The following is a 20,132-nucleotide window of genomic DNA, read 5'->3' on the forward strand; positions in this document are numbered from 1 at the left end:
GTGCCCCGGACAGTAGGGATTCGAACAGCCTGCGGCGGCGGGATGCCGCCGCAGGGTGCAGCCATCAGCGCACAGGTGGCGCGTACTGGATGCCGCCGTTGTTCCACAGGGCGTTCATGCCACGGTCGATCTTCAGGTCGGTGCTCTGGCCCAGGTTCTTCTCGAACACTTCGCCGTAGTTACCGACTTGCTTCACGATTTGCACTACCCAGTCCTTGGGCAGCTTGAGGTCCTTGCCGTACTCACCATCCGCGCCCAGCAGGCGGGCGACATCCGGGTTCTTGGTGCTTTTGGCTTCGGCCTCGACATTCTTCGAGGTGATGCCCGCCTCCTCGGCGTTGAGCATGGCGAACAGGGTCCACTTGACGATGCTGAACCATTCTTCGTCGCCTTTACGCACCACCGGGCCCAGCGGTTCCTTGGAGATGGTTTCCGGCAGTACCACGTACTCGGTCGGCGCGGCCAGTTTGGAGCGCTGGGCGAACAGCTGCGACTTGTCCGAGGTCAGCACGTCGCAACGGCCCGATTCCAGCGACTTGGCGCTTTCGTCCGAGGTGTCGAAGGTGATCGGGGTGTACTTCAGGCCATTGGCGCGGAAGTAGTCCGACACGTTCAGCTCGGTGGTGGTACCGGCCTGGATGCAGATGGTTGCGCCATCGAGTTCCTTGGCGCTGGATACACCCAGCTTCTTGTTGGCCAGGAAGCCAACGCCGTCGTAGTAGGTAACACCGGCGAATACCAGGCCCATGCCGGCATCACGCGAGCTGGTCCAGGTGGTGTTGCGCGACAGCACGTCGACTTCGCCCGACTGCAGGGCGGTGAAGCGTTCCTTGGCGTTGAGCTGGCTGAACTTGACCTTGGTGGCGTCGCCGAACACGGCGGCGGCCACGGCGCGGCACACGTCGGCGTCGATACCAACGATCTTGCCCTGCGCATCAGGTACCGAGAAGCCTGGAAGACCGTCGCTCACGCCACACTGGACGAAGCCCTTCTTCTTTACCGCATCGAGGGTGGCGCCGGCCTGGGCGTTGCTCACGGCGCCCAGCGCGGCGGCAGCGGTCAGGACTGCCAGGGTGGTTTTCAACATCTTCATTCACAACCTCCAAATCGCTCTTGTTGTATCGAGCCGGAATTGCACCGCACCCTTTTGAGGCGTGTCCGACCCGTATTGGCTTGTTATTGGGTCAAATGGCGCAATGGACTGTTCTGTGACAGCCTTCGCGTGCAAAGGGTGTTACCGTCACGGCCTGCCCTTTGCATCACAGGTTGAATTGCAAAGCGCGTACCAAAATTTCTGGCTGTAGCGTTTAAGCGCTCGTCAAGTAGGGAAAGTTGTATCGTTGCGACATTCTTTTTCAGACAATCATTTCCAGCGCCTTCTTTTCACGCACGCCATAACAAGACCCGCACACTTTCGGAGCAGTCATGACCAACCCGCTGATTCTCGAACCGCAGAAAACCGCAGACGCCTGTGTGATCTGGTTGCACGGTCTGGGTGCCGACCGTTACGACTTCCTACCAGTGGCCGAATTCATGCAGGAACGCCTGCTCAGCACCCGCTTCGTCATGCCCCAGGCACCCACCCGCCCGGTAACCATCAACGGCGGCTATGCCATGCCCAGCTGGTATGACATCAAGGCCATGACCCCGGCCCGCGCCATCGACGAAGCGCAGCTGGAAGAATCGGCCGAGCAGCTCATTGCCCTGATCAAGGCCGAGCAGGCCAAGGGCATCAGCCTGTCGCGGATCTTCCTGGCCGGTTTCTCCCAAGGCGGTGCGGTAGTACTGCACACCGCCTATATAAAGTGGCAAGAAGCGCTGGGTGGCGTGATCGCCCTGTCCACCTACGCACCCACCTTCAACGACCAGCATCAGTTGAGCGCCTGTCAGCAACGCACCCCGGCCCTGTGCCTGCATGGCGTGCACGACCCGGTGGTGATCCCTTCCATGGGCCGCACCGCCTTCGAGTACCTGAATACCTGGGGCGTCGCCGCCCGCTGGCACGAATACCCGATGGAACATGAAGTGGTGGTGGAAGAGTTGAACGACATCCACGACTGGTTGGGCCAGCAATTGCAATAAGCCAAGGCAGCCTGTAGTTGTGAGGCTATTCCGCTACGCCGCGCCTGAATCTTGCATTACACTGCCCGGCGTACATTCCTTAACCAGTTGATGAGACGATCGTGCTCAAGGCACTCAAGAAAATATTCGGCAAGGGAGACGCCGCGCCACAGGCCGTCGCTCCTGCTGCCAGCGTGACGCCGCCTGCGCCCGCGCCTGCCAGCGAGGCCCGGCCCGCAACAAAGCCGGCCACCCCGCGCGCCAACCCCACTCCCGAGGCTGAACAGCCTGCCGCCGTTACGCCAGCCACCGACAAGCCGGCCAAGGACAAACCGCGTCGCGAGCGCAAGCCCAAGCCGCAGGCCAGCCTGTGGAAACCGGAAGACTTCGTGGTCGAGCCGCAAGAAGGCAAGACCCGCTTCCACGACTTCAAGCTGTCCAACGAGCTGATGCACGCCATCCACGACCTGGGCTTCCCATACTGCACGCCGATCCAGGCACAAGTGCTGGGTTACACCCTGCGTGGCCAGGACGCCATCGGCCGGGCCCAGACCGGTACCGGCAAGACTGCGGCGTTCCTGATCTCGATCATCTCCCAGCTGCAGCAGACGCCGCCGCCGAAGGAACGCTACATGGGCGAGCCACGCGCGCTGATCATCGCGCCCACCCGCGAGCTGGTGGTGCAGATCGCCAAGGATGCCATCGCCCTGACCAAGTACACCGGCCTGAACGTGATGAGCTTCGTCGGCGGCATGGACTTCGACAAGCAGCTCAAGGCCCTGGAAGCGCGCCATTGCGACATCCTGGTGGCCACTCCGGGCCGCCTGCTGGACTTCAACCAGCGCGGCGAAGTGCACCTGGACATGGTCGAGGTGATGGTGCTGGACGAAGCCGACCGCATGCTCGACATGGGTTTCATCCCCCAGGTGCGCCAGATCATTCGCCAGACGCCGCCGAAAAGCGAGCGCCAGACCCTGCTGTTCTCCGCCACCTTCACCGACGACGTGATGAACCTGGCCAAGCAGTGGACCACCAACCCGGCCATCGTCGAGATCGAGCCGGAAAACGTGGCCAGCGAAACGGTGGAGCAGCACGTGTATGCGGTGGCCGGCAGCGACAAGTACAAGCTGCTGTACAACCTGGTGACCCAGAACAAGTGGGAACGGGTGATGGTATTCGCCAACCGCAAGGACGAAGTGCGGCGCATCGAGGAAAAACTGGTGCGCGACGGCATCAATGCCGCGCAGTTGTCGGGCGACGTGCCGCAGCACAAGCGTATCCGTACCCTGGAAAACTTCCGCGAAGGGCGAATCACCGTGCTGGTGGCCACCGACGTGGCGGGGCGTGGGATTCACATCGATGGCATCAGCCACGTGATCAACTTCACCCTGCCGGAAGACCCGGACGACTACGTGCACCGCATTGGCCGGACCGGCCGTGCGGGTACCAGTGGCGTGTCGATCAGCTTTGCCGGCGAGGATGACTCTTACCAGTTGCCGGCGATCGAAACGCTGCTGGGGCGCAAGATCAAGTGTGAAATGCCGCCGGATGAGCTGCTGAAGCCGGTGCCGCGCAAGCACCATTGACCTGTGCCGGCCTCTTCGCGGGTAAACCCGCTCCCACAGAGGTACTCCACAGCTTTCGAAACCTGTGCAGTACCTGTGGGAGCGGGTTTACCCGCGAACCGGGGCTACGCCCCGGCCATCAAACAAGGATCTACCAGCGCCCAGCGGCATCCTGGTCACTCTGCTTCCCTTCCACCCACCTTGCCCCTTCCTGGGTATTTTCCTTCTTCCAGAACGGCGCCCGGGTCTTCAGGTAGTCCATGATGAAGTTGCAGGCATCGAACGCCGCCTGCCGATGGGCACTGGCCACGCCGACGAACACAATCGGTTCGCCCGGTTCCAGCGCACCGATGCGGTGCAGCACCTCCACCTTGAGCAACGGCCAGCGCTGCTCGGCCTCGACCACGATCTTGGCCAGGGCCTTTTCGGTCATGCCCGGATAGTGCTCGAGGAACATCCCCGCCACCTCGCGGCCATCGTTGAAGTCCCGCACATAGCCGACAAAACCGACCACCGCACCCACACCGACATTGGCCGCATGCATGGCATTGGTCTCGCCCCCCGGGTCGAACGCGCCTTCCTGTACTCGCACAGCCATGTTCAGCCTCCGGTCACCGGCGGGAAGAACGCCACTTCATCGCCCTCTTCCAGCGGTTCATCGAGCTTGCACAGCTCTTCGTTGCGCGCACACATCAGGTTCTGCTCGGCCAGCACTTCGTACTGCCCCCCCTTGGCCACCAAGGCCTGGCGAACATCATCGAGCACCTTGAACACGCCCTCCACCCGCTCGGCATCCACGCCCAACAGTTCGCGGTAACGGGCGAAGTACATCACCTTGACCTTCATTACGCCTCCACCTTGTAGTGGCCGCTCTTGCCGCCAAGTTTTTCCAGCAGGCGCACCTGCTCGATGACCATACCTTTATCCACAGCCTTGCACATGTCATAGATCGTCAGCGCGGCCACGCTGGCAGCGGTCAGCGCCTCCATCTCCACGCCGGTCTGCCCGGCCAGCTTGCAGCGGGCGACGATGCGCACGGCGTCCTGCCCCTCGGCACTGAGCTCGACCTTGACACTGGTCAGCATCAGCGGGTGGCACAGCGGGATCAGGTCGCTGGTCTTCTTGGCCGCCTGGATCCCGGCGATGCGCGCCACGGCGAACACGTCGCCCTTGGGGTGTTCACCGTCGACAATCATCTGCAAGGTCTGCGGCAACATGCGCACCCGCGCCTCGGCGGTGGCCTCGCGCTCGGTCACGGCCTTTTCAGTGACGTCGACCATGTTGGCCCGCCCCTGGGAATCAAGATGTGTCAGCACTGCTCTGCTCCTGTGAAGGGAACTCGCAGTGTAAACCTGTGAGTCAGGTTTGAGCAGAGGGATGCGTCAACTGATCAGGCCTCTTCGCGGGCACGTCGGACCGCCAAGAGGCCGGGCGGCGAACCGCCCGGCGCAGAGGGTTACAGATGCGACTCGGCGTACTCGGCCAGCACCGAGCGTGGCACGCCCTGCAGGGTGATGTGCACGCCATGGGGGAAGTCCTTGAAGCGCTCGGTCAGGTAGGTCAGGCCCGAGCTGGTCGCGGACAGGTAGGGGGTGTCGATCTGCGCCAGGTTGCCCAGGCAGACCACCTTGGACCCGGAGCCGGCACGGGTGATGATGGTTTTCATCTGGTGCGGCGTCAGGTTCTGGCACTCGTCGATCAGGATCAGGCTCTGCTGGAAGCTACGGCCACGAATGTAGTTCAGCGACTTGAACTGCAACGGCACGCGTTCGAGGATGTACTCGACGCTGCCATGGGTACTTTCGTCATCCATGTGCAAGGCTTCGAGGTTGTCAGTGATGGCGCCCAGCCAGGGCTCCATCTTCTCGGCCTCGGTGCCCGGCAGGAAGCCGATTTCCTGGTCCAGCCCCTGCACACTGCGGGTGGCGATGATGCGCCGGTAGCGCTTGCTGACCATGGTCTGCTCGATGGCCGCGGCCAGGGCCAGGATGGTCTTGCCGGAACCGGCGGCGCCGGTCAGGTTGACCAGGTGGATATCCGGGTCGAGCAGGGCGAACAGCGCCAGGCTCTGATGGATGTCCCGCGGCTTCAGGCCCCAGGCTTCCTGGTGCAGTAGCGGTTCCTGGTGCAGGTCGAGCAACAGCAACTCATCGTTGCGGATACCCTTGATCCAGCCGACGAAGCCCTGTTCATCGATGATGAACTCGTTGACATGCACCGCCGGCAGGTTGTCGATCAATTGCACGCGGTGCCAGGTACGGCCACGCTCCTGGCGGGTATCGACCTTGCTCACCCGATCCCAGAACGAGCCGGTGACCGAATGGTAGCCCTTGGACAGCAAGGACACGTCATCGACCAGCTGGTCGGTGCTGTAGTCCTCGGCCGCGATGCCACAGGCACGTGCCTTCAGGCGCATGTTGATGTCTTTGGTGACCAGCACAACGTCCAGGTCGGTGCGCCGGGCCCGTACTTCGAGCAACTGGTTGATGATGATGTTGTCGTTGAGGTTTTCCGGCAGCAGCTTGTTCGGCTCGTTGCGCGGGGTCATCAGGATGGACAGGAAGCCCTTGGGCCCGCTCTTGCCACGCTGGATCGGTACGCCCTGCTCGACATCGCTGGGCGAGGCGTCACCAAGGGTCTGGTCGATCAGGCGAATGGCCTGGCGGCATTCGGCGGCGATGGTCTGTTTGCCGGTCTTGAGCTTGTCGAGTTCCTCCAGCACCGTCATCGGGATGGCGACATGGTGCTCCTCGAAGTTCAGTAACGCGTTAGGGTCGTGAATCAGGACGTTGGTATCGAGCACATACAGGATAGGCTTGCTGGAGGAAGGGTTGCGTCCTTGGTCATCCATACTCGGTCACCTTATGTCGAAGCCACACGGCGTGGTCTGTTACGCCGCAGAGTGACTGCCGCTGTCCCCGTATCCGCGTTGTTACGGGCGGGAAGCGAACCTGGCTAGGTGGGCCTGGATGACGCCACCTGTGCTGCAGGAATCGGCTGTCTGGTTTCTTCATACCGCAAAAATGATGACTAAAAAAAGTCTTTTTACGTGTAGGTGAAGTTTATTTTTCCAAATGACGAACAGGGGTTGGCGAGGGGGCGCGTGAGGACTACAGTAAAAATTCAGGCTGGCCTTGCCGGGGCCATCGCCAGCAGCCCATGCACGGTACCTGTGGGAGCAGGCTTGCCGGCGATGGGCCGCAAAGCGGCCCCCTACTCACGCCAGGCATACGCCTGACAGTCCTCCCAACCAATCCCGCTCTGCGCGGTATTGCGCAACAACCACTCCACCGCCGGCTGCGCCTTGGGCAGGCTGTCATGGAACTGGATCACCCCTTTGCGCCACAGCAGCATCAAGGTCAGCACCCGCTGCGCCGAGTCCTCGGCGCTCAGTGCGCCATCATCCTGGGCATCGATGTCCCACAATGACACCCGCAACTGCTGGCTGGCCATGAATGCCTCGCCATCGGCCCGGCGCTGCCCATAAGGCGGCCGGAACAATGGCACATACTGCTCCGGCAGGTCGGCCTGCACCCGTGCCTGGCTACGCCGCAACGAGTCCTGCCAACCGTTCCACAGCGCATGGGAGCGGTACTCCCACCCCTGGATCCCCACGCACTGCCCGCCATAGAGCTGACGCAAGGCATTCGCCACCCCGGCGTCGCGGCGTTGCTGCAGGCGGTTGCCGAGCACGAAGAACGTGCCTTCAAGCTTTTGCCGGCGCAGGTAATCAGCCAGCAGGTCGGTGCTGCCGCCCTCCGGCCCGGGCCCGCCGACGAAGGTCAGCAGGAACATGCGGTCGTTCAGTCCATCCCCGTTGCGCTCGCGCGAGGACAGCCGCTCCAGCTCGCTACTGGTCTGTGGCAGCAACGCAGCCTTGCGCAGTTGCTCGTCCAGGTAGCGCACATGGAACTGGTGACTCGGCTCGACCCAGCCGGTGTAGAACGTGCCGACATCGGCAGCGAACGTCGCCGCTTGCGTACGCAACTCCGCCATCGACGTTACCGGGTAACAGAACGACGCATCCTGCTCGCAACTGCGCTGCGCCTGTTGATAACCTTCCCACAACCGCTGCCACATGCGCGCCCGCACCAGGCGCACCTTCTGCAGGTTGATTTGCCGCAGCCCCAAGCGTGACGCCAGCGCTGCGTCGTCCAACTGCTCGCTTTCGTGCAGCACCTGGGCGAACGATAGGATTTCGGCCCGCGAGGCCACATCGAACAGCGCCGGGCTGTCCAGCTTTTCGGGCCACAGGCTGCGGTCCAGGCTAACCTGGGGTGACGGGGCGGCTTGCACGGCCAGGCTCAGCAGAGCGGCCAGCAAGGCAGAGGCAATGCGCACGGTAAAGGCTCCGCAACGGCAAAACGCGCACTATAGCGTCTGTACCGGCCATGGTCTGTGACTATCGTCGCCATAGTTTGGACTTGCACCGTCCAGCCCGTAGAATTCCCGGCCAACGATGCCAGGAGCCGACCCGATGCTGACGGTGATTTCCCCCGCCAAGACCCTCGATTACGACACCCCGCCGGTGACCGAGCGTTTCACCCTGCCCCAGTACCTGGACGACTCCCAGGAACTGATCCAGCAACTGCGCGACCTGTCGCCGGCGCAGATCAGCGAACTGATGCACCTGTCCGACAAGCTCGCCGGCCTGAATGCCGCGCGCTTCGGCAGCTGGACTCCGGACTTCACCCCGGCCAATGCCAAGCAGGCGCTGCTGGCGTTCAAGGGTGACGTGTACACCGGCCTCGACGCCGAGAGCCTGGGCGAGGACGACTTCAGCTATGCCCAGCAGCATTTGCGCATGCTTTCGGGCCTGTACGGCCTGCTGCGCCCGCTCGACCTGATGCAACCCTACCGCCTGGAAATGGGCACCAAGCTGGCCAACGCCCGCGGCAAGGACCTGTACGCCTTCTGGGGCACGCGCATCAGCGAATGGCTGAACCAGGCCCTGGCCGAACAGGGCGATGACGTGCTGCTGAACCTGGCCAGCAACGAGTACTTCAGCGCGGTGAAACGCAGTGCGCTCAAGGCCCGGGTGATCAACGTCGACTTCAAGGACCTGAAGAACGGCCAGTACAAGATCATCAGCTTCTACGCCAAGAAAGCCCGCGGCATGATGAGCCGCTTCGTCATCCAGCAGCGCATCAGTGACCCGGAGCAGCTCAAGCAGTTCGATGTGCAGGGGTACTACTACAGTGCCGAGCAGTCGAAGCCGGACCACCTGGTGTTCCTGCGCGATCATCCTTCCGAGTAAGCCTTCGGTGAAGGAGGGGCTGCCCGGCAAGACGAAGGGCTCCCCCTCCTTCATTTTTCACTGCAAGCCCAGCAATTTCGGGGCCATCGCCCTGAGCAGCGAGCATTCCGAGTACAGATTTTTTCCTTTGGACACGCTTGGCGAAGTTCAGAGAATCAGGGTAAGTGATTGCTTGAATTATGCAGGCGAAGTCATAAGCCGAAAATTCTGAACTTCATGTTCTGAACCCCTTATTGATTCACTCGGCCCCCGCCTGATTTTTAAACGCTGCGCGGGCCCTGTAGGAGCGGCTTTAGCCGCGAACACCGGCAAAGCCGGTGCCATCCACCACGTTGCCTGCTTCGCGGGCATGCCCGCTCCCACATGGACCGCATTACACCTGCAGGAGCAGCTGTCCTGCTCAGCTTCAAAAGCTAGCGCGGTACCTGTGGGAGCGGGCGTGCCCGCGAAGAGGCCAGCAGCCGTGACACATCCCCTCTGCCCTGCAACAGGGCACGCTGCAAATCGCCACAGCACCATAAATTTGACGCCACAAAACCGTCACTCACTGATTTATAGCCAAACGCCATAAGACCGTCCGTAGCTTTTTTGACGAATTTTTCAAAATATTTTTCGATGCTGGCATAAAAATATCTCGCAACAGTTTCGCCCTTTATATATAGGGGCAAAACCCCCGTGTGCTATCAGATTGAAATTGTCCGCCACTGAAAAAATATTTAGAAATCTTTCATCCGCGCCGAACCCACCTCGGAACTTCTGCTACGACAAATCGCTCATAGTGCCGTAACGATTTTCCTGCCCCCGGGCTGTGAGAGATGACTTACAAGTGACAACGGCAGGTATCCACTACCAGCCCCAACAACTTCGACAGGTATGACAGGCACCCCCTGAAAACCCTGTCCACGCAGGAGAGACGCGTCCCTTACAATTCGTCCTAGTGGTTGATTTCAAAGGATTTTTCCACTTGAAAAAACAAGCACAGCAACGCGCCATGTAGCGCATTGCAATAAAGACGGCTGCATTCCAGGGCACGTTTTTTAATTAATGGCTTTTTACTGCCACATTTGAGTGCATAACTTTTTGCGCTCCGGATTTATTTTGCCTGCGCTCGGCGAAGTGTGCATTTCGCCATGGGTCCGTGCGCCCGAAAACTGTTGTTAATCAACCCAGCCCGGCTCTTCCCGGAGAGGCCGGCGTGATAAACACATGAGGTGATAGCGATGCGTATCAGCATCTTTGGTTTGGGTTATGTGGGTGCAGTCTGTGCAGGCTGCCTGACGGCGCGAGGCCATGAAGTGATCGGTGTGGACGTGTCCAGCACCAAGATCGACCTGATCAATCAGGGCAAGTCCCCCATCGTCGAACCTGGCCTGGAAGCACTGCTGCAACAGGGCATCGCCAACGGCCGCCTGCGCGGTACTACCGATTTCGCCGAAGCCATCCGTGCCAGCGACGTATCGATGATCTGCGTGGGTACCCCAAGCAAGAAGAACGGCGACCTGGGCCTTGAGTACATCGAGTCGGTGTGCCGCGAAATCGGCTACGTGCTGCGCGATAGCGAGCGCCGTCACACCATCGTGGTACGCAGCACCGTGCTGCCAGGCACCGTGAAGAACGTGGTGATCCCGATCCTCGAAGACTGCTCGGGCAAGAAAGCCGGCGTCGACTTCGGTGTCGCGGTCAACCCGGAATTCCTGCGTGAAAGCACCGCGATCAAGGACTACGACCAGCCACCGATGACCGTCATCGGCGAACTGGACAGCGCCAGCGGCGACATCCTGCAGGCCCTGTACGAAGAGCTCGACGCACCGATCATCCGCAAGCCGATCGAAGTGGCCGAGATGATCAAGTACACCTGCAACGTATGGCACGCCACCAAGGTCACCTTCGCCAACGAGATCGGCAACATCGCCAAAGCGGTCGGCGTGGATGGCCGTGAGGTGATGGACGTGGTCTGCCAGGACAAAGTACTGAACCTGTCCCAGTACTACATGCGCCCTGGCTTCGCCTTCGGCGGCTCGTGCCTGCCCAAGGACGTGCGCGCCCTCACCTATCGTGCCGCCAGCCTCGATGTACGCGCACCGCTGCTCGACTCGCTGATGCGCAGCAACGAATCGCAGGTGCAGAACGCCTTCGAGCTGATCGAAGCCCACGACAAGCGCAAGGTCGCCCTGCTCGGCCTGAGCTTCAAGGCCGGCACCGACGACCTGCGTGAAAGCCCGCTGGTGGAACTGGCCGAGCGCCTGATCGGCAAGGGCTACCAGCTGGACATCTACGACGAGAACGTCCAGTACGCCCGCGTCCACGGCGCCAACAAGGACTACATCGAATCGAAGATCCCGCACGTGTCGTCGCTGCTCAACGCCGACTTCCAGAAGGTGATCGACAACGCCGACATCATCGTCCTGGGCAACCGTGACGAGCAGTTCCGTGCACTGGCCCAGCAAGCGCCGGCCGGCAAGCACGTGATCGACCTGGTCGGCTTCATGAGCAAACCGACCTGCGCCACCAGCCGCACCGAAGGCATCTGCTGGTAAGTGCTGGCCGGGCAGCGGGGGCCTCCCCCCCCCGCTGCCCACCCTTTCCCGAATTCTCGACGGATGCTGAACATGCAAAGGCTCCAGACAGTGCTGTTGCAGTGCGCCGGTTGGCTGCTCTACATGAGTCTGCTCATGCTGATCGCCCTGGCCCTGCCAGCCGATATCTTCGACTCGCAGTCGAAGCACTTCATCTTCCTGGTCGGCGCAGTCGGCATCTGGCGCTATTCCATGGGCGCCACCCATTTCATCCGCGGCATGATCTTCCTCTACGGCGTGTATCCGTACCTGCGCCGCAAGGTGCAGAAGATGGGCAAGGACGCCGACCCGTCCCACGTGTACCTGATGGTGACCAGCTTCCGCATCGAAGCACTCACCACCGCCCAGGTGTACAGCTCGGTGATCCGCGAGGCGATCAACTGTGGCTTCCCCACCACCGTGGTCTGCTCGCTGGTGGAAATGTCGGACGAACTGCTGGTGAAAAGCCTGTGGGCCAAATACAACCCGCCAGCCCACGTGAAGCTGGACATCGTGCGCATCGCCGGTACCGGCAAGCGTGACGGCCTGGCCTACGGCTTCCGTGCCATCTCGCGCATGCTGCCGGACGACAACGCCGTGGTGGCGGTGATCGACGGCGACACCGTGCTGGGCGATGGCGTGGTACGCAAGACCGTGCCGTGGTTCAAGCTGTTCCCCAACGTCGGCGGCCTGACCACCAACGAGTTCTGCGAAGTGCGTGGCGGCTACATCATGAGCGAGTGGCACAAGCTGCGCTTCGCCCAGCGCCACATCAACATGTGCTCGATGGCCCTGTCCAAGCGCGTGCTGACCATGACCGGGCGCATGTCGATGTTCCGCGCCAGCGTGGTGACCAACCCCGAGTTCATCGCCGACGTCGAAAGCGACTCGCTGATGCACTGGCGCCTGGGCCGCTTCAAGTTCCTTACCGGTGACGACAAGTCCAGCTGGTTCAGCCTGATGCGCCTGGGCTACGACACTTTCTACGTACCGGACGCCGCCATCAACACGGTCGAGCACCCGCCGGAGAAGAGCTTCTTCAAGGCCAGCCGCAAGCTGATGTACCGCTGGTACGGCAACAACCTGCGGCAGAACTCCCGCGCGCTGGGCCTGGGCCTGCGCCGCCTGGGGCTGTTCACCAGCATCGTGCTGTTCGACCAGCGCGTGTCGATGTGGACCAGCCTGCTGGGCCTGACCGTGGCGGTGATCGCCAGCCTCAAGTTCGGCCTGGGCTTCCTGCTGGTGTACCTGCTGTGGATCGGCATCACCCGCCTGATCCTCACCATCATGCTGCTGTGCTCCGGCCACAACGTAGGCCCGGCCTACCCGCTGATTCTCTATTACAACCAGATCATCGGCGCGCTGATGAAGATCTACGTGTTCTTCCGCCTCGACAAGCAGTCCTGGACGCGTCAGCCCACTGCCCTCAAGCGTGACCTCGCCAGCTTTCAACAATGGTTCAACACCTGGTCCTCGCGGACCATGACCTTCTCGGCTGCCAGCATCTTCGTTGCTGTGCTGTTCATGGTCGTGTGAGCCCAACCCGGATCGGAACTAACAGGAACAAACCACATGAATACCGCCGTGAACGTCAACGTCGTGCATGAGTCCGAAGCCCAGCGCCAGCATGCCCGGGTACGCATCCCCGCCAAGCTGCGGTTCCTCGACCCTCAGCGCCAGGCCCACGATGTGAAGGTCGACGACCTCTCCGCCGGTGGCCTGAGCTTCCACACCAAGCAACAACTGACGGTTGGCGACGTACTACGCGGACGGCTGCAGTTCACGGTCGACAACCTCGGCCTGTCGATGGACATCGAGTTCCAGGTGCGCTCCTACCACCCGGACAGTGGCCGCACCGGCGCGCAGTTCCAGAACCTCGAGCCACGCGACATCGCCACCTTGCGCCACATCATCACCTCGCACCTGTCGGGTGAGCTGATCACCGCTGGCGACGTACTCAGCACCTTGCAGCGCGACAACTTCACCAAGGCACGCAAGCAGAAGGATGGCGGCAGTGGCCTGAGCGCCTTCGGCCGCCTCAAGGCGGTCACCGTCACCCTCGGCGTGTTCGTGGTCGGTGTCGCCGCCTTCGGCTTCATCGCCAAGTCGCTGTACGGCATGTACTTCGTCAGCCACGCCGAAGCCGGCGTAGTCGCAGTGCCCACCACCACCATCACCATGCCGCGCGACGGCACCGTGAACAGCCTGGTCGACAGCGGTGGGCAGATCGCCAAGGGCGCGCCACTGGCCAGCTTCACCACCAGCATGCTGGACATGCTCAAGGGCAACCTGGAAGACGCACAGCTGGAGCCGGCGAAGATCGAGGAACTGTTCGGCAAGCAGCTCTCCGGCACCCTCACCAGCCCGTGTGATTGCGTGGTCGCCCGCCAGCTGGTGGACAACGGCCAGTACGCCGCCAAGGGCCAGCCGATCTTCCAGCTGATCCCGCGCACCACCAACCCGATGATCGAGGCGCGCTTCACCTACCGCCAGTTCGACGAAGTCAAGCCAGGTACCCGGGTCAACTTCCAGGTAGCCGGCGAAGACGAAGTGCGCACCGGCCAGATCGTCAGCAGCGCCAGCCTCAACAGCGAAGACCTGGCCGCCGACATCCGCGTGCAGATCAAGCCCGACAGCGCCCTGCCCGCCGAACTCGCCGGCCGCCCGGCTTCGGTCAACAGCGACCGTGGCCCGTCGCTGAACTGGCTGATCGACAAAGCCATGGCCCGTGGGCTGTAAGAGGATCACAACATGATTCCCTACAAGAAAAGCGCCAGCCTGGGCCTGTGTGCCCTGGCTGCAGCCATCACCCTGGCTGGCTGTGCCGGCCTGCCCGACCAGCGCCTGGCCAACGAAGCCATGAAGCGCGGTGACACGGCACTGGCCGAGCGCAACTACAAGGCCCTGGCCGACCTGGGCTACAGCGAAGCGCAAGTGGGCCTGGCCGACATCAAGGTCGCCACCCGCGACCCCGCGAAAATCAAGGAAGCCGAGGCCACCTACCGCGCCGCGGCCGCCATTTCGCCGCGTGCCCAGGCGCGCCTGGGCCGCCTGCTGGTGGCCAAGCCCGACAGCACCCAGGCCGAGCGCGAAGAAGCCGAGACCCTGCTCAAGCAAGCCGCCAGGCAGGGCGAAAGCAACACCCTGATCCCGCTGGCGATGCTCTACCTGGGCTACCCGCAAAGCTTCCCCAAGGTCAACGCGCAGCAGCAGATCGACCAGTGGCGCGCCGCCGGCAACCCGGAAGCGGGCCTGGCCCAGGTGCTGCTGTACCGCACCCAGGGCACCTACGACCAGCACCTGGGCGACGTGGAAAAAATCTGCAAGGCCGCGCTGAACAGCACCGACATCTGCTACGTCGAGCTGGCCACCGTGTACCAGAAGCGTGGTCAGGCCGACCAGCAGGCCGCCCTGCTCGGCCAGCTCAAGGCTGCCTATGCCCGTGGCGCAGTACCGGCCACCCGGGTCGACAGCGTTGCCCGGGTACTGGCTGACCGCAGCCTCGGCCAGACCGACGAGAAAACCGCCAAGGACCTGCTCGAACAGGTAGCCCCGGCCAACCCGGCATCCTGGGTCAGCCTGGCGCAGCTGGTGTACGACTTCCCCGAGCTGGGCGATACCGACCAGCTGATGGCCTACATCGACAAGGGCCGCGAAGCCGAACAGCCACGCGCCGAACTGTTGCTGGGCCGCCTGTACTACGAAGGCAAGACCGTACCTGCGGATGCGGCCAAAGCCGAGCAACACCTGCAGGCTGCCGCCGACGCCGGCGAAGTCAGCGCCCATTACTACCTGGGCCAGCTGTACCGCCGCGGCTACCTGGGCAACGTCGAGCCACAAAAGGCCGTCGACCACCTGCTGGCCGCCGCCCGCGGTGGGCAGAACAGCGCCGACTATGCCCTGGCCCAGCTGTTCAGCGAAGGCCACGGCATTCGCCCGCAACCGGGTAACGCCTGGGTCTTCGCCCAACTGGCCCAGGTCAACCCGACGCCGCAGTCCGCTGAACTGCTGCAGCAGCTCGACCAGCAACTTACGCCTGACCAGCGCAGCCAGGCCCAGCAACTGCTGGCCCAAGAAAAGCAGGCGCGCGGCAGCATGAGCCAGGGCGCCAACAGCACCTTGGCCATCGAAGCCCTGCAAGACGACGAAAAAGAAGTTACCGGTGAGGACTCGCTATGACGCTCAATCCCCTCGTGAAAGCTGGCATCGGCCTGAGCTTCGCCCTGCTGTGGTCCTGCCCGACCCTGGCGGCAATGACCGCTGAAAAGAACTTCGGCCTGGATGTGAAAATCACCGGCCAGTCGGAAGACGACCGTGACCTGGGCACCCGCTCCGGCGGCGACGTCAACGGCCTCGGTCTCGATCTGCGCCCCTGGGTATATGGCGAGCGTGGCAACTGGAGCGCCTATGCCATGGGCCAGGCCGTCACCGCCACCGACACCATCGAAACCGACACCCTGCGCCAGAACGACGACGGCACCAGCACCGACACCGCCGCCGACGGCCGCGAGCAGGACAAGAGCTACCTGGCCATGCGCGAATTCTGGGTCGGCTACAGCGGCCTCACCGCCTACCCTGGCGAGCAACTGCGTTTCGGTCGCCAGCGCCTGCGCAGCGACGATGGCATGTGGCGTGACACCAACATCGAGGCGCTGAACTGGACCTTCGACACCACCCTGCTCAAGGCCGACCTGGGTGTGGCCCAGCGCTTCAGCGAATACCGCACCGACCTCACCGAGCTGGCCCCGGAAGACAAGGACCGCACACACCTCTACGGCAACGTCGCCACGCAGTGGACCCCAGGCCACTGGGTCGGCGTACGCGCCCACCACACCCACGACGGCGGCAGCCTGAAGAACCCGGGCGAAACCGTCGATGCGCTGGACAAGACCCGCACCGGCGACCTCACCTGGCTGGGCCTGGAAGCCAACAGCGACGCCTACAACTGGCGCAACGATCACACCGTCAACTACTGGGGCAGCGTCACCTGGCTGACCGGTGACCGCGACACCCTCAGCAGCCAGGTCGTCGGCGACCAGACCGTGGCCACCGGCAAGCAGAGCGGTGACGTCAACGCCTGGGCCACCGACTTCGGCGTCCGCCTGCGCCTCGACCCGCAATGGCAGGTTGGTGCGGCCTACGCCCGTGGCAGCGGCGGTGGTGGCGACGACGGTTCGAGCAACTACGAGCAGACCGGCCTGGAGAGCAACCGCTCCAACTACACCGGTACCCGTTCGCGCGTACACCGCTTTGGTGAAGCCTTCCGTGGCGAGCTGGGCAACCTGCAGGCGGCCACCCTGTTCGCCTCCTGGCAGCTGCGCGACGACTACGACGCCAGCTTCATCTACCACAAGTTCTGGCGTGTCGATGGCAACCAGAACATCGGTTCCAGCGGCATCAACGCGGTGGTCAACGACAACGGTGTGAACCGCCCACTGGTCGATGGCGAAAAAGACCTTGGCCAGGAAATGGACGTGGTCGTGACCAAGTACTTCAAGCAAGGCCTGCTGCCAGCTTCGATGAGCCAGGCCATCGACGAGCCATCTGCCCTGGTGCGTCTGCGTGCCGGTGTGTTCAAGCCGGGCGATGCCTACGGCAAGGAAGCGGACTCGTACATGCACCGCGCCTTCGTCGACGTGATCTGGCGCTTCTGAGGCCGGTAGAGGACTTACCGTTATGAACCTTCACCCGCACTTACGCCACAGCCTGTTGGCCAGCGCCTTGCTGCTGGCCAGTGGCCTGGTCGCTGCCGCAGAACCCCAGGTGATCGCCAAGGAACTGCAGCAAGCCAAGACCTACACGGTCTCCAGCGCACCGATCGAGCCGCTGCACATGGACCCGCCGAAGCTGCCTGACCTGACCGGCTACACCTTTGATGCGGTGCAGAAAAAAATCGACCGCCGCCACAAGGGCAAGGTCAGCCTGCGCCGCATGTTCCAGGAGGATACCCTCAAGGAATTCGTCGGTGGCGACAACAAGGCGGCCGAGTGGGTCCAGCGCCAGCATGGCATTCCGCAGGCGATCTTCGTCGATGACGGCCATGTCGACCTGGTCGAACTGAGCAAGAAGGTACCCAGGCAGTACCTCAGCGAAGTCGAGCCGGGCGTTTACCTGGCGCGCCTGCCGATCGTGGTCGGGCCGAAGGGCATCCTCGAGATCGACGGTAAGGTCAAGCAACTGCGCCTGTCCCAGGAAGGCGGTTCGTTCCTGGTCAACGACGGCAAGCTGTTCGTCACCGACACCCAGGTGACCGGCTGGCGGGAAAAGGACAACGGCCCGGCGACCTTCCGCTCACCCAAGGAATTCCGCCCGTTCCTGCTGTCGTGGGGCGGCACCGAGACCTACATCGTCAATACGAAAATGGCCAGCTTCGGCTATGCCAAGTCCAAGTCGTATGGCGTGAGCATCTCGCAGTACACGCCGAACATGGCCAAGCGCATGGGCCGCCCTGAACCCACCGGCTGGATCATCGGCTCGGAGTTCAGCGACATGTGGTACGGCTTCTACTGCTACGAGACCCAGGACTTCGTGGTCAAGGACAGCACCTACCGCGACAACATCGTCTACGGCATCGACCCGCACGACCGCTCGCACCGGCTGATCATCGCCGGCAACACGGTGTACGGCACCAAGAAGAAGCACGGCATCATCGTGTCGCGTGAGGTCAACGACAGCTGGATCATCAACAACAAGAGCTTCGACAACAAGCTCTCGGGCGTGGTGATCGACCGTAACAGCGTCAACAACCTGATCGCCTACAACGAGATCTACCGCAACCACACCGACGGTATCACCCTGTACGAAAGCGGCGACAACCTGATCTGGGGCAACAAGCTGATCAACAACCGCCGCCACGGCATCCGCGTGCGTAACAGCGTGAACATTCGCCTGTACGAAAACGTCGCCATGGCCAACGGCCTGGTGGGTGTGTACGGCCACATCAAGGACCTGTCCGATACCGACCGCGACATCGCCCTCGACCCGTTCGACACCAAGGTGTCGCTGATTCTGGTCGGTGGCGAACTGTCGGCCAACGGCTCCGGCCCACTGTCGATCGACTCGCCACTGTCGGTCGAACTGTACAAGGTGTCCATGCTCGCCCCGCGCAAGGCCAGCGGCATCAGCCTCAACGGCGTCCTCGGCGAACGCCAGGACGAAATCCTCGACCTGCTGGTACGCCAGCAAAAGGCTGTGCTGATCGACCCGGTCGAACGCCAGACCGAAATGATCGATTAAGGAAGCCCAGACCATGACGCCACATCTGATGAAACTGCTGGGCCTGTCCGCCGCCCTCCTGGCGATCAGCCAGGGCGTGCGCGCCGAAGACGTCAAGGCCCCCACCTTCAGCGCCGAGCCCTGCTGCCAGCTGTGCCCTGAAGCACATGACGCCAGCCGCTACACAACCCGCTACCAGCAGAACTTCACCACGCTGGTGCAGGCCCAGGGCGACTGGCTGTTCCGTACCCGCGAAGACCTGCGCACCGAGTTCAACACCACCCCTGCCGGCTACAAGCGTCTGCAGCAGGTGCACGACGCGTTCAAGAAGCGCGGCGTGGAACTGGTGGTGGTGTACCAGCCGACCCGTGGCCTGGTGAACCGCAACATGCTCAACCCGGCGGAAAAAGCCGCCTTCGACTACCAGAAGGCCCTGGGCAACTACCAGGCCATGCTCAAGCGCTTCGCCAGCATGGGCTACAACGTGCCCGACCTGTCGCCACTGACCAACGAACAGCTGGCCGCTGCCGACCAGGGCAAGGACTTCTACTTCCGTGGCGACCAGCACTGGACGCCATATGGCGCCGAGCGTGCAGCGAAGATCGTGGCCGACACCGTGCACAAGATGCCGGCCTTCGAAGGCATCCCGCGCAAGGAGTTCGAAACGAAGAAGTCCGGGCGCATGGGCAAGACCGGCACCTTGCATAACGTCGCCGGCCAGCTCTGTGGCACCAGTTACGCAGTTCAGTACATGGACCAGTTCGCCACCGAGCCGAAAGGCTCCGACGGTGGCGGTGACGACCTGTTCGGTGACGCCGGCAACGCGCAGATCACGTTGGTGGGTACCAGTCACAGCGGCAAGAACTACAACTTTGCGGGCTTCCTGCAACAGTACATTGGTGCCGATGTATTGAACGTGGCCTTCCCTGGCGGTGGCCTGGAAGGCTCGATGATCCAGTACCTGGGCAGCGAGGAATTCCAGAAGAACCCGCCGAAGATCCTGATCTGGGAATTCTCCCCGCTGTATCGCCTGGACCAGGAAACCATCTGGCGGCAAATCCTTGGCCTGCTCGACGACGGTTGTGATGACCGCCCGGCCCTGATGAGCGCCAGCGCCACCCTCAAGCCCGGCAAGAACGAGCTGATGGTCAACGGCAAGGGTGGCGTGCTCAAGGACCTGGTCAACCGCAACATACAAATGGACGTGAAGTTCGAAGACCCGTCGGTGAAGGTGCTGCAGGCCACCCTCTGGTACCTCAACGGCCGCCACGAGGACATCAAGCTGGAAAAACCGGAAACCTCCGACACCGACGGCCGCTTCGTCTTCCAGATGCGCGAAGACGAGGACTGGGCCAGCCAGAGCCTGTTGGCGTTCGAGGTGCAGGGGCCGGAAAGCGGTACCCAGAAGGTCGAAGCCAAGCTCTGCAAACGCAACAACTTCGCCGTGCCCGCGCAGACCGCGCAGGCCGGCCAGTGAGG

The 20,132-nt window shown here is 62.5% G+C and carries 16 protein-coding genes; 10 read left to right on the forward strand and 6 right to left on the reverse strand.

From position 1 onward, the window contains the following. Positions 1 to 64: 64 nt before the first annotated feature. Positions 65 to 1,093: an amino acid ABC transporter substrate-binding protein gene (locus A4C63_RS15000; protein ID WP_013974141.1), complete on the reverse strand. Its 1,029-nt coding sequence runs from the start codon at positions 1,091 to 1,093 to the stop codon at positions 65 to 67. A gap of 332 nt (positions 1,094 to 1,425) precedes the next feature. Here A4C63_RS15000 and A4C63_RS15005 point away from each other — a divergent pair, with 332 nt between their 5' ends. Beyond that, positions 1,426 to 2,082, forward strand: a complete 657-nt coding sequence (locus A4C63_RS15005) for an alpha/beta hydrolase (protein WP_063913331.1) — start codon at positions 1,426 to 1,428, stop codon at positions 2,080 to 2,082. 101 nt (positions 2,083 to 2,183) lie between these two features. Further along, positions 2,184 to 3,647, forward strand: coding sequence for an ATP-dependent RNA helicase RhlB (gene rhlB, locus A4C63_RS15010; RefSeq protein ID WP_063913332.1), 1,464 nt, complete (start codon positions 2,184 to 2,186; stop codon positions 3,645 to 3,647). A 130-nt stretch (positions 3,648 to 3,777) separates the two neighbouring features. Here rhlB and moaE read toward each other — a convergent pair whose 3' ends face one another. The 5 genes from moaE to A4C63_RS15035 all read right to left on the reverse strand — a co-directional run bounded on the left by moaE (position 3,778) and on the right by A4C63_RS15035 (position 7,967). After that, positions 3,778 to 4,224 (reverse strand): molybdopterin synthase catalytic subunit MoaE, encoded by a 447-nt coding sequence (moaE, locus tag A4C63_RS15015; protein WP_063913333.1) that lies wholly within the window; start codon positions 4,222 to 4,224, stop codon positions 3,778 to 3,780. A 2-nt stretch (positions 4,225 to 4,226) separates the two neighbouring features. Next, the gene (gene moaD / locus A4C63_RS15020) at positions 4,227 to 4,472 is read right to left on the reverse strand and encodes a molybdopterin converting factor subunit 1 (RefSeq protein WP_063913334.1); all 246 of its coding nucleotides are present in this window, start codon (positions 4,470 to 4,472) and stop codon (positions 4,227 to 4,229) included. Next, positions 4,472 to 4,942, reverse strand: coding sequence for a cyclic pyranopterin monophosphate synthase MoaC (gene moaC, locus A4C63_RS15025; RefSeq protein WP_003251775.1), 471 nt, complete (start codon positions 4,940 to 4,942; stop codon positions 4,472 to 4,474). Before moaC ends, moaD begins: the two co-directional genes overlap by 1 nt. A 140-nt stretch (positions 4,943 to 5,082) precedes the next feature. Beyond that, positions 5,083 to 6,477, reverse strand: coding sequence for a PhoH family protein (locus tag A4C63_RS15030; RefSeq protein WP_013974146.1), 1,395 nt, complete (start codon positions 6,475 to 6,477; stop codon positions 5,083 to 5,085). A gap of 362 nt (positions 6,478 to 6,839) precedes the next feature. After that, positions 6,840 to 7,967 carry a polysaccharide deacetylase family protein gene (locus A4C63_RS15035; RefSeq protein ID WP_063913335.1) on the reverse strand — a complete coding sequence of 376 codons (1,128 nt, stop codon included), beginning with the start codon at positions 7,965 to 7,967 and terminating at the stop codon, positions 6,840 to 6,842. Positions 7,968 to 8,103: 136 nt separating this feature from the next. On the opposite strand from A4C63_RS15035, the gene yaaA reads away from it, so the two are divergent. The 8 genes from yaaA to A4C63_RS15075 all read left to right on the forward strand — a co-directional run bounded on the left by yaaA (position 8,104) and on the right by A4C63_RS15075 (position 20,130). Then, positions 8,104 to 8,883 (forward strand): peroxide stress protein YaaA, encoded by a 780-nt coding sequence (yaaA, locus tag A4C63_RS15040; RefSeq protein ID WP_061552453.1) that lies wholly within the window; start codon positions 8,104 to 8,106, stop codon positions 8,881 to 8,883. 1,220 nt (positions 8,884 to 10,103) lie between these two features. Next, complete coding sequence (locus tag A4C63_RS15045) at positions 10,104 to 11,420, forward strand: nucleotide sugar dehydrogenase (protein ID WP_063913336.1); 1,317 nt, start codon at positions 10,104 to 10,106, stop codon at positions 11,418 to 11,420. 72 nt (positions 11,421 to 11,492) lie between these two features. Further along, positions 11,493 to 12,974, forward strand: a complete 1,482-nt coding sequence (locus A4C63_RS15050; protein WP_063913448.1) for a glycosyltransferase family 2 protein — start codon at positions 11,493 to 11,495, stop codon at positions 12,972 to 12,974. Positions 12,975 to 13,010: 36 nt separating this feature from the next. Continuing rightward, positions 13,011 to 14,177 (forward strand): alginate biosynthesis protein Alg44, encoded by a 1,167-nt coding sequence (locus A4C63_RS15055; protein WP_063913337.1) that lies wholly within the window; start codon positions 13,011 to 13,013, stop codon positions 14,175 to 14,177. A 12-nt stretch (positions 14,178 to 14,189) separates the two neighbouring features. Continuing rightward, positions 14,190 to 15,617 carry an alginate biosynthesis TPR repeat lipoprotein AlgK gene (gene algK, locus A4C63_RS15060; RefSeq protein WP_063913338.1) on the forward strand — a complete coding sequence of 476 codons (1,428 nt, stop codon included), beginning with the start codon at positions 14,190 to 14,192 and terminating at the stop codon, positions 15,615 to 15,617. Beyond that, positions 15,614 to 17,092, forward strand: a complete 1,479-nt coding sequence (locus tag A4C63_RS15065; protein WP_063913339.1) for an alginate export family protein — start codon at positions 15,614 to 15,616, stop codon at positions 17,090 to 17,092. The genes algK and A4C63_RS15065 overlap by 4 nt, the downstream gene beginning before the upstream one ends. 22 nt (positions 17,093 to 17,114) lie before the next feature. Continuing rightward, complete coding sequence (gene algG / locus A4C63_RS15070) at positions 17,115 to 18,674, forward strand: mannuronan 5-epimerase AlgG (RefSeq protein ID WP_063913340.1); 1,560 nt, start codon at positions 17,115 to 17,117, stop codon at positions 18,672 to 18,674. Between the two features lie 13 nt (positions 18,675 to 18,687). Then, on the forward strand, positions 18,688 to 20,130 hold the full coding sequence (locus A4C63_RS15075; protein WP_063913341.1) for an alginate O-acetyltransferase: 1,443 nt from the start codon (positions 18,688 to 18,690) through the stop codon (positions 20,128 to 20,130). Positions 20,131 to 20,132: the final 2 nt, after the last annotated feature.

It is taken from the genome of Pseudomonas sp. p21 (assembly GCF_001642705.1).
In the GTDB taxonomy this organism is placed as follows: domain Bacteria; phylum Pseudomonadota; class Gammaproteobacteria; order Pseudomonadales; family Pseudomonadaceae; genus Aquipseudomonas.